Source organism: Allobosea sp. FG18, assembly GCF_057809495.1.
The window spans coordinates 274,228-286,982 of sequence record NZ_JBMDKB010000002.1 but is presented as its reverse complement, the minus strand read 5'-3'; the positions used below and the strand labels follow the sequence as shown (position 1 = coordinate 286,982).

Sequence of the window (12,755 nt, the reverse complement as noted above, 5' to 3'; positions counted from 1 at the left end):
GTCTCCTCTTCAGGCGCTGCCGCCGGCCGTGAGCGATACGGCGGCGGCATTGAGATGGCAGGCGCTGAGATGTCCCTCAGCGATCGGTTCGAGAGGCGGCCGCGCCTGGGCGCAGGGCGTGAAGATGCGCGGGCAGCGCGGATGGAAGGCGCAGCCGGAGGGCGGGTGCAGCGGCGAGGGAATTTCGCCGCGGATCGGGGTGAAGGCGCGCCGGCGCTCCTTCACCGAGGGCAATTCGCGTAGCAGGGCGGTGGTATAGGGATGGTTCGGCGCGGCGAAGAAGGCATCGGCCGGCGCGGTCTCGACCACGCGGCCGAGATACATGATCGCGACCCGGTCGCTGATATGCTTCACCACGCTGAGATCGTGGCTGATGAAGAGATAGGTCAGGCCGAGCTCCTCGCGCAGATCCATGAACAGGTTGATGACCTGGGCCTGGATCGAGACGTCGAGGGCCGAGACCGACTCGTCGCAGACGATCAGCCGCGGCTTGACCGCGAGCGCCCGGGCGATGCCGATGCGCTGGCGCTGGCCGCCGGAGAACTGATGCGGGTAGCGCTTGCGATAGGAGGGATCGAGGCCGACCTTCTCGAGCAACTCGGCGACATAATCGTCGACCTCGCCGGCCCGGACGAGGCCATGCACCCGCGGTGCCTCGCCGACGAGGTCGACCACACGCTTGCGCGGATTGAGCGAGGACATCGGGTCCTGAAAGATCACCTGCACGGCGAGCCGCATCTCCAGCGCCTCGCTGCGCGAGAGCGAGGCGACGTCCTTGCCCTGCCAGAGCAAGGTGCCTTCGGTCAGCGGCAGCAACCCTGCCAGCAGGCGGCCGAGCGTGGACTTGCCGCAACCGGATTCGCCGACGAGGCCGAGAACCTCGCCCTGCCGGATGGCGATGTCGACACCTTCGACGGCATGGACGGTTTCCTCGGAGATGTTCGCGCCGAGGACACGGGCTAGCTTCTCCGCCGCGTCGAGGCCGCGCGAAAAGCGCCGGACGAGACCGCGTCCTTCGATCAGGGCTCCGGTCATGCTGCGACTCCGGGCAAGAGCGGGTGGTGGCAGCGGAAGCTGTGGCTCACGCCCTGCGGCTTGGGTTCCTGCTGGCAGACTTCGCTCGCAGCGAAGCAGCGTGTCCGGAAGGCGCATCCGGCGGGCCGGGCCAATGGCGAAGGCGAGAGGCCGGGGATCGGATGCAGCCGCTCGCCGCGTGCCGCATTGGCCGGCAGCGCCTCCATCAGGCCGCGCGTATAGGGATGGGCCGGCCGGTCGAGCACATCGTCGGTGGCGCCGGTCTCGACGATGCGGCCGGCATACATCACCGCGATCCGGTCGGCGAGGCTGGCGACGACGCCGAGATCATGGCTGATCCAGATCAGCGCCATGCCGAATTCGCTCGCCAGCCGGCGCACCTCGAACAGGATCTGGCCCTGGATGGTGACGTCGAGCGCGGTCGTCGGCTCGTCGGCGATGATCAGGTCGGGCTTGTGCAGCAGCGCGATCGCGATGGCGACGCGCTGGCGCATGCCGCCCGAGAACTGGTGCGGATAGGCCTTCAGGCGTTCCTCGGGCGAGGGAATGCCGACGAGGCCGAGCGCATCGCGGGAGCGCACCCGCGCCTCCTCCCGCGAGACCGTGTCATGGGCGAGCACCGCCTCGACCATCTGCGTCTCGATCGAGAGCACCGGGTTGAGCGTCATCATCGGGTCCTGGAAGATCATCGCGATCTTCTTGCCGCGCAGGCGCCTGAGCCGCTCGGTCGGGAGCCCGACGAGATCCTCGCCCTGGAACAGGATGCGCCCGCCCGCGACCCGCCCGGGCGGCTCGATCAGCCCGAGGATCGAGAAGCCGGTGATCGACTTGCCCGAGCCGGACTCGCCGACAAGTCCGAGGATTTCGCCACGATCGACGCTGAAGGAGACGCCATCCACGGCGCGGACGAGGCCGGCCGAACTGGCGAACTGGGTTTCGAGATTCTCGACGACGAGCACCGGGGTCATGGCTCAGCGCTCCGCGAGACGGGGGTTCAGCACCTCGCGCAGCCGGTCGCCGACGATGTTGATGCTGAAGACGAGGGTGAGCAGCAAGAGCCCGGGATAGACGCTGATCCAGTACTGGCCGGAGAGCAGCACCTGATAGCCGTTGGCGATCAGCAGCCCGAGCGAGGGCTGGGTGATCGGCAGGCCGATGCCGAGGAAGGACAGCGTCGCCTCGGCCGAGATCGCATTCGCGACCTGGAGCGTGCCGATGACGATGAGCGGCGAAAGGCAGTTCGGCAGGAGATGGCCGAAGAGCATGCGCGGCCGCGACAGGCCCAGCATCTTGGCCGCCTCGATATAGTCCTTGCCCTTCTCGACCAGGGCCGCGGCGCGGACGGCGCGGGCGAACATCGCCCATTGCACCAGCACCAGCGCGAAGATCACCTTGCCGACGCCCTGCCCGAGGATGGCGAGCAGCATCAGCGCGACGAGCAGGGTCGGAAAGCCCAGCATCAGGTCGACCAGCCGCATGATCACGGTGTCGACGCGCCCGCCGAAATAGGCGGCCGAGAGGCCGAGCACCGTGCCAACGACGAGCGCGACGAGACCGGCGAGGACGCCGACGAAGAGCGAGGTCCTGAGGCCGTAGATCATGGCCGAGAGCATGTCGCGGCCCTGTACGTCGGTGCCGAACCAGTAGGTCGCACCGCTCATGCTCTCCGCGCCGGGCGGCAGCTTCGAGTCCATGATGTCGAGCGTCGAGAGGTCGTAGGGGTCCTGCGGGGCCAGCGCCGGACCGAACACGGCGGTCAGGATCAGCAGGATGCAGACGACGGCGGCGATCGTCGCCTTCGGGCTCTTCAGGATGCCGGCGAGCGAGCGCGCCAGCAGGCTGTCGGCATCGGGGCGCAAGGCCGCGAACAGGGCGGGTTTCGCAAGAGCCATCAGTTGCGCCCCAGCCGGATGCGCGGATCCAGGATCGAGTAGAGCACGTCGACCGCGAAATTGAGCACGATGAAGAGGCTGACGACGACGAGCAGGTAGGCGACCACCACCGGCCGGTCGAGCCGCATGATCGAGTCGATCAGGAGCTTGCCGACACCGGGCCAGGCGAAGATCGTCTCGGTGACGACGCCAAAGGCGATCAGCGAACCGATCTCCATGCCGATCACGGTGACGAGCGGGATCATGATCGTCTTCAGCACATGCACGAGTACGACCCGGCGTTCGGTCAGCCCCTTGGCGCGGGCGAACTTGACGAAGTCGAGCGGCATGGTCTCGCGCACGCCGGTCCGCGTCAGCCGGATCACCAGCGAGAGCTTGAACAAGGCGAGGTTGGTCGCCGGCAGGATCAGGTGGCGGATGCCCTCCCAGGAGGCGAAGCTGGTCTCGATGCCGAGGATCTGCCCGGTCGGCCCGCGCCCGCTGGAGGGCAGCCAGCCCAGCCAGACCGAGAAGATCATCACCAGCATCATGCCCTGCCAGAAATTCGGCAGGCTGAAGCCGAGGATCGAGCCGGTCATGATCGTCTCGTCGACGACGGAGCGCGGCTTCAGACCGGCGATCAGCCCGAGCGGGATGCCGATGACGAGCGCGATCAGGATCGCGACCAGCGCCAACTCCAGCGTCGCCGGCAGGCGCTCGAGGATCAGCGAGATCGAAGGCTGGTTGAAGACGAAGGAGCGACCGAGATCGCCCTTGAGCGCATTGCCGAGAAAGGCGAGGAACTGCACCGGCAGCGGCTTGTCGAGGCCGAGCGAGGCCTCGACCTGGGCCCGTTCGGCCGGGGTGGCGTCGGGCGCGATCAGCATCTCCGCGGGATCGCCGATGGCATAGACCCCGACGAAGACGATGACGGCGGTCGCCGCCAGCACCAGCAGGCTCTGCATCAATCGTCGAATGACGAAGACGGTCATCGATGGCTCCCGGCTACGGCAGGGCGGCGTGATCGCCGTTCACCTGTCGCGCCGACCATGAGCGGCGCCGGAAGCCCCCGCAACCTTATGCGCAAAGCGCATCGGGCTATGTGCTGCCCTGCGCCTCCAGCCGACTCTTCAGGATCTCGGTGAAGGCTTCCGCCGAGCGCGACAACGGTGCCCCCTTCAGCGTGACGATGCCGTAGGCACCGTGGATGCAGGGGCTGAACGGACGCTGCGCGATCGGCAGGTGCCGGTAGAGCCCGGCGATCAACTCGGGCACCACGGCGACGCCGAGCCCGCGGGCGACGAGCCCGCAAGTGGCCTCGACCGAATGCACCTCGATGCGCACGATCGGGAAGACGCCCGCCCGCCGCAACTGACGCTCGAAGGCGAGGCGCGCCGGCCGCTGGCGGCCGAGCATGATCAGGTGATGTCCCGACAGGTCGCGCGGCGTCAGGTTCGGTCGGTCGGCCAGCGGGTGTCCGGCGGGCATGATGCAGACCGACTCGGAGTGCACGATCTCGCGGGCCTCGAAGCCCTTGTTGCGCGGCGGCAGGCTGACGAAGCCGAGATCGGCGACGCGCGCCAGCACCATCTGCTCGATCGCATCGTAATGCCCCCCGATCAGCTCGATCGAGGCGTCATGGCGCTCCGCCAGATAGGTCTCGATCACCTCCGGCATCACGGTCGCGATGAAGGAATGCGGCACGGCTACCTTGAGGAAGCGCTGGCCGACAGTCCCGGCCCGCAGGTCCTCGGTATAGCGTTTCAGCCGCGCGACGAGCGAGGCCAGTTCACCGACCTCGTCCATCAGCGCGAAGGCCTCCGGCCGCGGCAGCAGGCGGCCGTTGCTGCGCTCGAACAGCTCGAAGCCCAGCTCCTCCTCAAGCTGCGTGAGCTGCCGGCTGACCGCCGATTGCGACAGGCCGAGCGTAACGGCACCGGCAGTGGTAGAGCCGCCGGCCATGACGGCGCGGAAGATTTCGATCTGCCGTATCTTCATCGATCAGAAGTCTCGCGATGTGTCGGTACCAGGTCATCGACCAATGGCATGATCCAATATCGGATCACCCCTCCCCGCCAACACTTCTTTCCGGCGCCGGGCGACCGAGCCGCGGCAGGGAGACCGTGACGCGAAGGCCGCCCTCCGCTCGGTTCTCCAGCACGACGCTCCCCTCATGCGATCCGACGACGGCCCGGGCGATGGTGAGGCCGAGCCCGGAGCCCCCGGTCTCGCGTCCGCGTGACTCTTCCAGCCGCACGAAGGGCAGGAAGGCGCGCTCCATGTCGGCCAGCGGGATGCCCGGTCCCTCGTCCTCGATCGTGACCACGACCTGCCCCCCGGTCTCCGCGATGCGGACCGCCGCCGCCGCGCCGTATTTGACCGCATTGCCGATGACGTTCGAGAAGGCCCGCTTCAGCGGCAGGACGCGGCCCAGGATCGGGGCCGAATTCAGGCCCGACAGGCTGACCTCATGCCCCTGGTCGAGATGCTCGTCGACGATGGTCTCGACGACAGAGGCGAGGTCGATCGGCCGGGCCGCCTCGCTCGACACGCCGGCGCGCAGATATTCCAGCGTCGAATCGATCATCTCCTCCATCTCGCTGAGATCGGCATCGATCAGGCGCCGCGTCGCGTCGTCGTCGAGCAGCTCGGAGCGCAAACGAAGCCGGGTGATCGGCGTGCGCAGGTCGTGCGAGACCGCGGCCATCGCCTGCATGCGCTCGGCGACGAGGCGCTGGATGCGCTCGCGCATGGTGTTGAAGGCGCGCGCGGCGCGGCGGACCTCGGCCGGGCCGTCTTCCGGCAGGAGCTGCGGCACCTGATCGAGGCTGAAGCGCTCTGCCGCCAGAGCGAGGTCGCGCAGCGGCCGGGTCGCCCAGCGCAGCAGCAGCAGCGCGACCACGACGATCCCGACGGCGAAGCAGATCATGATCGCGGTCAGGTTCCAGTCGAGATGCTGCGCGGCGCCAAGCGTCGACGACGAGAAATTGACCCAGCTCCCGTCTTCGAGCCGGATCGAGACCAGCATCAGGTGCCGGTCGGTCACGGTCCCGCCGTCATCGGCCAGTCCGACACGGAAGGACTCGGCCGCGAGATCGGGAGCGAACTGCTTCAACCGCGCTTCCATCTCGCGCGTCCGCTCGGTCGCCGGCACATTGCCGAGGACGAGGCTGACCTTGCTCCAATGGACTTCGAGGCTCGCGCTCGACAAATCATGCGCGACGCGGTCCCGCTCCGCACCATCCGGGATGCTGGCGATGGCGCGCTTGATCGAGACGATGCGCTCGGCGAGGCCGCCGTCGCGCCCGGCAGAGGCGAAGTTTTCGACGCCGACGCGGAAAGCCCAGTAGCCAAGCACGTGGAAAGCGAGCAACGCCGCGACCAGGATCAGGATCGCGCGACTTGCCACGGTATCGGGCCAGAAACGTCCGGGCAGCCTCGTCAAGCGGTCAGTCCTTCGTCATGCCCAATCGTGGAGGCGAACATGTAGCCCGCGCCACGCACCGTCTTGATCAACTGGCCGCCGCTGGCATCGGCATCGAGCTTGCGGCGCAGGCGGCTGATCTGAACGTCGATCGTCCGGTCGAACGGATCGTCGCTCATCCGGGCCTTGGCGAATTGCATCAGCGCCTCGCGCGACAGCACGCGGTTGGCATGTTCGACGAAGGCGACGAGCAGGTCGAACTCGCCGGTCGAGAGATCGATCAATGTTCCGGCCGGCGATTGCAGTTCGCGGCGTCGAAGGTCCATGCGCCAGCCGTCGAAGGTGACGAGCGTGCTCGCCTGCGAGACGGCCGCGCCCTGCCCCGCCCGTGCCCGGCGCAGCAAGGCCCGGATGCGGGCCAGCAATTCGCGCGGACTGAACGGCTTGGTCACATAATCATCCGCCCCGCCTTCGAGGCCGGTGATGCGGTCGCTCTCCTCACTGCGGGCCGTCAGCATCACGATCGGGACATGGGAAGTCGCGCGCACGTCGCGGCACAATTCGACGCCCGAACGGCCGGGCAGCATCAGGTCGAGCACGATCAGGTCGATAGCGCTATGCGCCAGCGCCTCCATCATGGCCCGGCCATCCGGCGCGCCGGTCACCTGGTAACCGTGCCGCTGCAGGAAGCGCGCGACGAGGAGCCTGATCTGCGGATCGTCGTCCACCACCAGGATATGGCCGTGATCGTCGGCGATCGGCACGACAGGCGCCTGATCCATCTCGTGTTCTGCGTTTCCCGACATCACCATGCCGTGCGAGCGCCGGCTCTCCTCTGTGCGAACCGACCATAGCGCGTGCGCGGCCCGGCTGCCCGCATCGCTTTGAAACAATTTGTAACGGACGCCCGCGGATCGGCGTTGCTACCCCTGCTTCACCGCAACAGGGGAGCCGTGAGTCGTGAGCTTGGTGAAGCTGCCGTTCCTGGGGGCGATCGGTCTGGCACTCGGTGCCTGCTCGGTCGCCGCCGTTCCAGACCATCTGGCCCGGCCGGCCGATCCGAATGTCCGCGTTCCCGCGCTCGCCTATCGCAGCGTGACGGACGGCGCCGCCAGCTTCCGCCCGGCCGAGCCCAGGGACTGGCGCGATCTCAACCGCCGGGTCGGGCCGAAATCATGACGCTGCCGAACAATCCTCTCGCCGCGTCCTCGGGCGCCACCATCCAGGGATCGGCCTTGACCTCATCTCCTGTTCCGAAGGCTAGCCGCCTGCTGCGCTGGACCCTGCTTGCCGGCGCCACCGCATTGCTGGGCGGCTGCGCAGGCTTCTCCGCCGATGGCGGCATGAGCGCGATCCAGAGCGCGACCTATGCCGATATCGGCAAGGACGTGACCAAGATCGGCGATGATCAGGCGGCTCTCACCGCCAAGGGACGCGTCGACCAGCTCCTGCGCAAGCCGCTGACGGCGGATGCCGCCGTGCAGGTCGCGCTGCTCAACAACCGCGGCTTGCAGGCTGCCTTCAACGAGCTCGGCATGGCCGAAGCGCAGATGGTCGCGGCGAGCCTCCCGCCCAACCCGCGCTTCGGCATTTCCAAGCTCTCCGGCCGCTTCGAGCTCGAGATCGAGCGCCAGATCGTCGGCAGCCTGCTGGCGCTCGCGACCCTGCCGGCACGGGCCGAGATCGCCCGCGACCGCTTCCAGACCGCACAGATGCGGACGGCCGAGACCGTGCTGAAGCTCGCAGCCGACACGCGCCGCCAGTACTATCGCGCGGCCGCCGCCAATGCGCAGGTCGCGTTCTATCAGGAGGCGAAAAGCTCCGCCGATGCGGCGTCCGAACTGTTCAAGCGGCTGGGCGAATCCGGCGGCGTCAACAAGATCGACCAGGCCCGCGAATTCGCTTTCGAGGCGGAACTGACCGTGCAGCTCGCGCAGGCCCGCCAGCAGCAGCGCCAGGAGCGCGAGCGCCTCGTCCGCCAGCTCGGGCTCTGGGGCGACGACCTGAAGTTCCGGGTCGGCAACCTGCCGCCCTTGCCGCGCCTGCAATCGGTCAAGGCGATCGAGGCCGAGGCCTTGCGCAAACGCGTCGACCTCCGGATCGCGCGGGCAGAGCTCGACACGCTCGCCAAGTCGCTGGGCCTTACCCAGGCGACGCGCTTCGTCGACGATGTCGATCTGCTCGGCCGCCGCACCTATGATCGTAGCCGCAGCATCAACGACCACGGCCATGTCGAGCGCGAATCCAGCCGCAGCCGCACGCTGGAGCTGGAGATCGACATCCCGATCTACGATTTCGGCCAGTCCAAGGTCGCGCTCGCCGAGCAGACCTACATGCAGGCCGCCAACAAGCTGGCCGAGAAGGCGGTGAATATCCGCTCGGAAGCCCGCGAGGCCTACACCGCCTACCGCGCCAATTACGACATCACGCGCCAGTATCAGACCAATGTCCTGCCGCTGCGCAAGATCATCCAGGAGCAGTCACTGCTGCAATACAGCGGCATGCTCAACGACGTCACGGACCTGATCGCGGATGCGCGCAGCCGCATCCTCTCGAACGTCGCCGCGATCAATGCCCGCCGCGATTTCTGGATCGCCCACACCGATTTCAAGCACGCACTGATCGGCGGCGGCAGCGCGGGCGGCGGCTCGGCCACCGTGGCGGCGGCTGGCGGCGGCGATGCCGGCGGCGCTGGCCACTGAAGGAGCTGACGGACATGACATCTCTTTCCCGCAGAGGCTTCATCGGCTCGTCCGGGCTGGTACTGGCCGGCGCTGCAGCGGTCTCGGGCCGCAGCGCCTTCGCCGCGGTGCCGGAAGCGCCGACCATGACGGAGGCTACGACGCAGGCGCCGCTCGTGCCGACCACCGGGCCGGATTACCAGCCGGTCGCGACCCTCAACGGCTGGTCGCTGCCCTGGCGGATGAACGGCGACTGGAAGGAATTCCATCTCGTCGCCGAGCCGGTGGTGCGCGAACTCGCACCCGGCATGAAGGCCTATCTCTGGGGCTATAACGGCCAGTCGCCGGGGCCGACGATCGAAGCGGTCGAGGGCGACAAGGTTCGCATCTACGTCACCAACAAGCTGCCGGAGAGCACGGCCGTGCATTGGCACGGCCAGCGTCTGCCAAACGGCATGGACGGCGTCGGCGGGCTGACGCAGCCGCATATCCCCTCGGGCAAGACCTTCGTCTACGAGTTCGTGCTCCGGCGCTCCGGCACCTTCATGTACCACCCGCATTCGGACGAGATGGTCCAGATGGCGATGGGTATGATGGGCTTCTTCGTCGTCCATCCGAAGGACCCGGCCTTCCGCCGCGTCGACCGCGATTTCGTTTTCCTGCTCAATGCCTTCGACATCGAGCCCGGCTCCTATGTGCCGCGCGTCGCGGAGATGACCGAGTTCAACATGTGGTGCTGGAACAGCCGCGTGTTCCCGGGCATCGATCCTTTCGTCGTCGGCCTGAACGACAAGGTCCGGATCCGCTTCGGCAACCTGACCATGACCAACCACCCTGTCCACATGCACGGCTACGAGTTCAAGGTCTCCTGCACCGATGGCGGCTGGGTCGATCCGGCGGCGGCCTGGGACGAGGTCTCGATCGATGTCGCCGTCGGCCAGATGCGCGCCTTCGATTTCGTCGCCGACGAGCCGGGCGACTGGGCGATCCACTGCCACAAGTCGCATCACACGATGAATGCGATGGGGCATTCGGTGAAGAACTATATCGGCGTGGACAAGAAGGATCTGGCGAAACGCATCGCCAAGATCGCGCCAGGCTACATGCCGATGGGCTCCAACGGCATGGGCGAGATGGGATCGATGGAGATGCCCTTGCCCGACAATACCTTGCCGATGATGACCGGCTTCGCCCAGTTCGGCCCCGTCGAGATGGGCGGCATGTTCTCGGTCGTGAAAGTCCGCGATGACCTGGCGAAGGGCGACTACAAGGACCCCGGCTGGTTCAAGCATCCCGAGGGGACCGTCGCCTACGAGCTCAAGGGCGCGAAGCTCGGCGAAGCGCCGCGCGCGATCTCGCCCGACAGCGGCGTCAAGGCCGCGGAATGGCGCGCCAAGGACCCGCGCAAGCCGAGCCCAGGGCCGGACGGCAAGCCCCGCCCCGCGACCAAGAAACCGCATTCCAACCACTGACACGCCACTTCGGCCAGGAGAGCCTCATGGGCATAGCAGCATCCAAGCTCGCCGCGATTGCGGTCATCCTCTCAGTCGGCGCAGCCTTGGCGGGTCCCGGCGGCGCCGGCCATGGCCACGGCGACGAGACCGCCTATGGCAAGGCGGGCGATCCGAAGAAGCCGGCCCGCATCGTCCAGGTCGTGATGAGCGAGCGCGACGGCAAGATGGCCTTCATCCCGGACCGGCTGGAGATCCGCCGCGGCGAGCAGATCCGCTTCCAGCTGCGCAACAACGGCGAACTCGATCATGAGCTGGTGCTGGCCACGCTGGAGGAGAACCTCAAGCACGCCGTCGAGATGCAGAAGAACCCCGACATGGAGCATGACGATCCGAACGCCAAGCGGCTCGCGCCGAAGAAGACCGGCGAGATCGTCTGGGCCTTCACCAAGGCGGGCGAGTTCGACTTCTCCTGCCTCATCCCCGGCCATCGGGAAGCCGGCATGACCGGCAAGATCATCGTCAAGTGAACGATTTCAGCGAAAGGAACCCGCCATGCTGAAGACCGCCGCCACCCTCGCCTTCCTCGTTGCCGCGCTGCCGGCCGCCGCCCAGTCCGTCAACGGCACCGTCACCAAGATCGACGAGGCCCAGGGCAAGCTCACCATCAATCACGGCCCGATCAAGAATCTCGACATGGATGCCATGACCATGGTGTTCCGCGCCGGCGACCCGGCCATGCTCAAGGGTCTCAAAGCTGGGACCAAGGTCAAGTTCGACGTCGACCGCGTCAACGGCCAGCTCACCGTCACCAAGCTCCAGCCCGCCAAATGACGCCACCCGGACGAGACGGGCGCGTCCGGCGTGCCCGCCTCGCCCACACCATTCCGGTTATCCTCGGGGGGCTGGCGGCCGGCACCGCGGCCCTGGCCTCCGATGGCGATCTGCAAAAGGTCCTGCTCGACCTGGGCTGCCTCGAGCCGCGGATCGAGACCGTCCTGCAGCAGCGCGGCATCGTCGCCTACAGCGCCAATTGCCTCGGCTCCTCGCACAAGACGATCATCATCGTGTGCAGCGATGGCCGCTGCCGTCCGGGCTCTCCGATCAGGGAGCGCGACCGCTAGGTTGTTCCTCTTTGCTCCACCGCAAAGACAGTCCCGGCCGGGCCGCTACATCCCTTCGCGACGAAGCGGGAACATCCCATGACCCTGTCCGAAGTGACGCGCAACAAGGCGATCCTGACCATCCTCCTCCTTGCCGTCGTGGCAGCGGCGGCGGCGATCGCCGTCTTCGGCACCGGCCTCTTTCAGGTCATCCTGTTTTCCGCCTTCGCCCTGTCGGCAACGATCCTCTCGACCTTCCTGGTCGTCGCGCTGAACTAGGCGGCTTTCGACCAGCTCAAGGCAGGCATTCCCGCAAGGTCCGAATCTGGCCTTCGACCCATTCGTCCGTCATCATTTCCAGCGGCGCGTTGAATGAGACGGCCATGTTGACGTCGTGCGGAGCCTGGCTCGGCCGGGGCAGCCCGATGCCGCCCTGCCCCGGAAAATAATACCCCATGTTGAGCGCGTAGCCGCGGCGCTGCGCATCGACGACCTGCCCGAGGATGACATCGCCGTCGACATGGCGTCCGGAGGGGTGCTTCAGATAGCGCTCGGCATTCGCCGCGAGGATCTGCTGGATCGCGGCATCCGACAGCAGCGACATCAGGGCGAGACTGCCCGCGCCGACGCCCATCGGCACGCGATAGCCCACGCCCATCGAGAACTGGCGCCGCGTCGAACGGCTGATCATCTCGGCGCAGACCGCGTCGACCCCGGATTGCACGATCAGATAGACGGTGAAGCCGGTCAGGCGCGCGAACTCGGTCATGCCGGGACGAACCTTCTCGACCTGCGGCTCGAGCCGCTCCTGCCGCCGCGCCAGCATCGGGACGGCCGAGCCAAGCCGGTAATGGCCATAGCGTCCCGTCGGCTCGGCGAACCCCTTCAGCAGGAGGGCGACGAGGCTGCGATGCGCCACCGACTTCGCGCAGCCCATGCGCTCGGCGATCTCCGCCAGGCTCAATCCTTCCGGCCCGACCTCGCCGAGCGCGAGGACGATATCCAGCGCTCGCTCGGCATTCGACGAGGAGCTGAGGGCCTTTTTCACATCAATAATTCCGATTATCAGAACAAATTATGGCATATCATATCGAATAGAGGAATTTGTTGACAAGAGCCGACTTCTCCGTTCCGCTGGGACTGCTGCCGGATCGTCGAGACGTCTAGGAGCGCCTCGTCATCCGGCTGCC

15 protein-coding genes are annotated in these 12,755 nt (G+C 67.1%); 7 read left to right on the top strand and 8 right to left on the bottom strand.

Annotated features, from left to right (window positions below; translation table 11 throughout):
• Positions 1 to 9: 9 nt before the first annotated feature.
• The 7 genes from ACODTJ_RS03565 to ACODTJ_RS03535 all read right to left on the bottom strand — a co-directional run bounded on the left by ACODTJ_RS03565 (position 10) and on the right by ACODTJ_RS03535 (position 7,112).
• Positions 10 to 1,035, bottom strand: a complete 1,026-nt coding sequence (locus tag ACODTJ_RS03565; RefSeq protein WP_488847560.1) for an ABC transporter ATP-binding protein — start codon at positions 1,033 to 1,035, stop codon at positions 10 to 12.
• On the bottom strand, positions 1,032 to 2,003 hold the full coding sequence (locus tag ACODTJ_RS03560; RefSeq protein WP_454655854.1) for an ABC transporter ATP-binding protein: 972 nt from the start codon (positions 2,001 to 2,003) through the stop codon (positions 1,032 to 1,034). The genes ACODTJ_RS03565 and ACODTJ_RS03560 overlap by 4 nt, the downstream gene beginning before the upstream one ends.
• A gap of 3 nt (positions 2,004 to 2,006) precedes the next feature.
• The gene (locus ACODTJ_RS03555) at positions 2,007 to 2,927 is read right to left on the bottom strand and encodes an ABC transporter permease (RefSeq protein ID WP_454655853.1); all 921 of its coding nucleotides are present in this window, start codon (positions 2,925 to 2,927) and stop codon (positions 2,007 to 2,009) included.
• On the bottom strand, positions 2,927 to 3,898 hold the full coding sequence (locus ACODTJ_RS03550; protein WP_454655852.1) for an ABC transporter permease: 972 nt from the start codon (positions 3,896 to 3,898) through the stop codon (positions 2,927 to 2,929). Before ACODTJ_RS03550 ends, ACODTJ_RS03555 begins: the two co-directional genes overlap by 1 nt.
• A gap of 106 nt (positions 3,899 to 4,004) precedes the next feature.
• Complete coding sequence (locus ACODTJ_RS03545; protein ID WP_454655851.1) at positions 4,005 to 4,904, bottom strand: LysR substrate-binding domain-containing protein; 900 nt, start codon at positions 4,902 to 4,904, stop codon at positions 4,005 to 4,007.
• A 64-nt stretch (positions 4,905 to 4,968) separates the two neighbouring features.
• The gene (locus ACODTJ_RS03540; protein WP_454655850.1) at positions 4,969 to 6,351 is read right to left on the bottom strand and encodes an ATP-binding protein; all 1,383 of its coding nucleotides are present in this window, start codon (positions 6,349 to 6,351) and stop codon (positions 4,969 to 4,971) included.
• Positions 6,348 to 7,112, bottom strand: a complete 765-nt coding sequence (locus tag ACODTJ_RS03535) for a response regulator (RefSeq protein ID WP_454655849.1) — start codon at positions 7,110 to 7,112, stop codon at positions 6,348 to 6,350. Before ACODTJ_RS03535 ends, ACODTJ_RS03540 begins: the two co-directional genes overlap by 4 nt.
• Before the next feature lie 178 nt (positions 7,113 to 7,290).
• On the opposite strand from ACODTJ_RS03535, the gene ACODTJ_RS03530 reads away from it, so the two are divergent.
• The 7 genes from ACODTJ_RS03530 to ACODTJ_RS03500 all read left to right on the top strand — a co-directional run bounded on the left by ACODTJ_RS03530 (position 7,291) and on the right by ACODTJ_RS03500 (position 11,844).
• Positions 7,291 to 7,509 (top strand): hypothetical protein, encoded by a 219-nt coding sequence (locus ACODTJ_RS03530; RefSeq protein WP_454655848.1) that lies wholly within the window; start codon positions 7,291 to 7,293, stop codon positions 7,507 to 7,509.
• Positions 7,506 to 9,032 (top strand): TolC family protein, encoded by a 1,527-nt coding sequence (locus ACODTJ_RS03525; RefSeq protein WP_454655847.1) that lies wholly within the window; start codon positions 7,506 to 7,508, stop codon positions 9,030 to 9,032. The genes ACODTJ_RS03530 and ACODTJ_RS03525 overlap by 4 nt, the downstream gene beginning before the upstream one ends.
• Before the next feature lie 14 nt (positions 9,033 to 9,046).
• Positions 9,047 to 10,483, top strand: coding sequence for a multicopper oxidase family protein (locus tag ACODTJ_RS03520; RefSeq protein WP_454655846.1), 1,437 nt, complete (start codon positions 9,047 to 9,049; stop codon positions 10,481 to 10,483).
• Positions 10,484 to 10,509: 26 nt separating this feature from the next.
• On the top strand, positions 10,510 to 10,992 hold the full coding sequence (locus ACODTJ_RS03515) for a cupredoxin domain-containing protein (RefSeq protein ID WP_454655845.1): 483 nt from the start codon (positions 10,510 to 10,512) through the stop codon (positions 10,990 to 10,992).
• A 25-nt stretch (positions 10,993 to 11,017) separates the two neighbouring features.
• Positions 11,018 to 11,296, top strand: coding sequence for a copper-binding protein (locus tag ACODTJ_RS03510; protein ID WP_454655844.1), 279 nt, complete (start codon positions 11,018 to 11,020; stop codon positions 11,294 to 11,296).
• A complete protein-coding gene (locus ACODTJ_RS03505) occupies positions 11,293 to 11,586 on the top strand; it encodes a hypothetical protein (protein WP_454655843.1) in 294 nt (97 codons plus the stop codon). Before ACODTJ_RS03510 ends, ACODTJ_RS03505 begins: the two co-directional genes overlap by 4 nt.
• A 78-nt stretch (positions 11,587 to 11,664) precedes the next feature.
• Positions 11,665 to 11,844: a hypothetical protein gene (locus tag ACODTJ_RS03500; RefSeq protein ID WP_488847549.1), complete on the top strand. Its 180-nt coding sequence runs from the start codon at positions 11,665 to 11,667 to the stop codon at positions 11,842 to 11,844.
• A 16-nt stretch (positions 11,845 to 11,860) separates the two neighbouring features.
• Here the strand turns inward: ACODTJ_RS03500 and ACODTJ_RS03495 are convergent, their stop codons facing one another.
• Positions 11,861 to 12,613 carry an IclR family transcriptional regulator gene (locus tag ACODTJ_RS03495; RefSeq protein WP_454655841.1) on the bottom strand — a complete coding sequence of 251 codons (753 nt, stop codon included), beginning with the start codon at positions 12,611 to 12,613 and terminating at the stop codon, positions 11,861 to 11,863.
• Between the last annotated feature and the right edge of the window lie 142 nt (positions 12,614 to 12,755).

Bases quoted from the DNA above. Each gene is read 5' to 3' on its own strand.
- ACODTJ_RS03565 (WP_488847560.1), bottom strand. From the start codon at position 1,035: ATGACCGGAGCCCTGATCGAAGGACGCGGTCTCGTCCGGCGCTTTTCG.
- ACODTJ_RS03560 (WP_454655854.1), bottom strand. From the start codon at position 2,003: ATGACCCCGGTGCTCGTCGTCGAGAATCTCGAAACCCAGTTCGCCAGT.
- ACODTJ_RS03555 (WP_454655853.1), bottom strand. From the start codon at position 2,927: ATGGCTCTTGCGAAACCCGCCCTGTTCGCGGCCTTGCGCCCCGATGCC.
- ACODTJ_RS03550 (WP_454655852.1), bottom strand. From the start codon at position 3,898: ATGACCGTCTTCGTCATTCGACGATTGATGCAGAGCCTGCTGGTGCTG.
- ACODTJ_RS03545 (WP_454655851.1), bottom strand. From the start codon at position 4,904: ATGAAGATACGGCAGATCGAAATCTTCCGCGCCGTCATGGCCGGCGGC.
- ACODTJ_RS03535 (WP_454655849.1), bottom strand. From the start codon at position 7,112: ATGGATCAGGCGCCTGTCGTGCCGATCGCCGACGATCACGGCCATATC.
- ACODTJ_RS03525 (WP_454655847.1), top strand. From the start codon at position 7,506: ATGACGCTGCCGAACAATCCTCTCGCCGCGTCCTCGGGCGCCACCATC.
- ACODTJ_RS03520 (WP_454655846.1), top strand. From the start codon at position 9,047: ATGACATCTCTTTCCCGCAGAGGCTTCATCGGCTCGTCCGGGCTGGTA.
- ACODTJ_RS03515 (WP_454655845.1), top strand. From the start codon at position 10,510: ATGGGCATAGCAGCATCCAAGCTCGCCGCGATTGCGGTCATCCTCTCA.
- ACODTJ_RS03510 (WP_454655844.1), top strand. From the start codon at position 11,018: ATGCTGAAGACCGCCGCCACCCTCGCCTTCCTCGTTGCCGCGCTGCCG.
- ACODTJ_RS03505 (WP_454655843.1), top strand. From the start codon at position 11,293: ATGACGCCACCCGGACGAGACGGGCGCGTCCGGCGTGCCCGCCTCGCC.
- ACODTJ_RS03500 (WP_488847549.1), top strand. From the start codon at position 11,665: ATGACCCTGTCCGAAGTGACGCGCAACAAGGCGATCCTGACCATCCTC.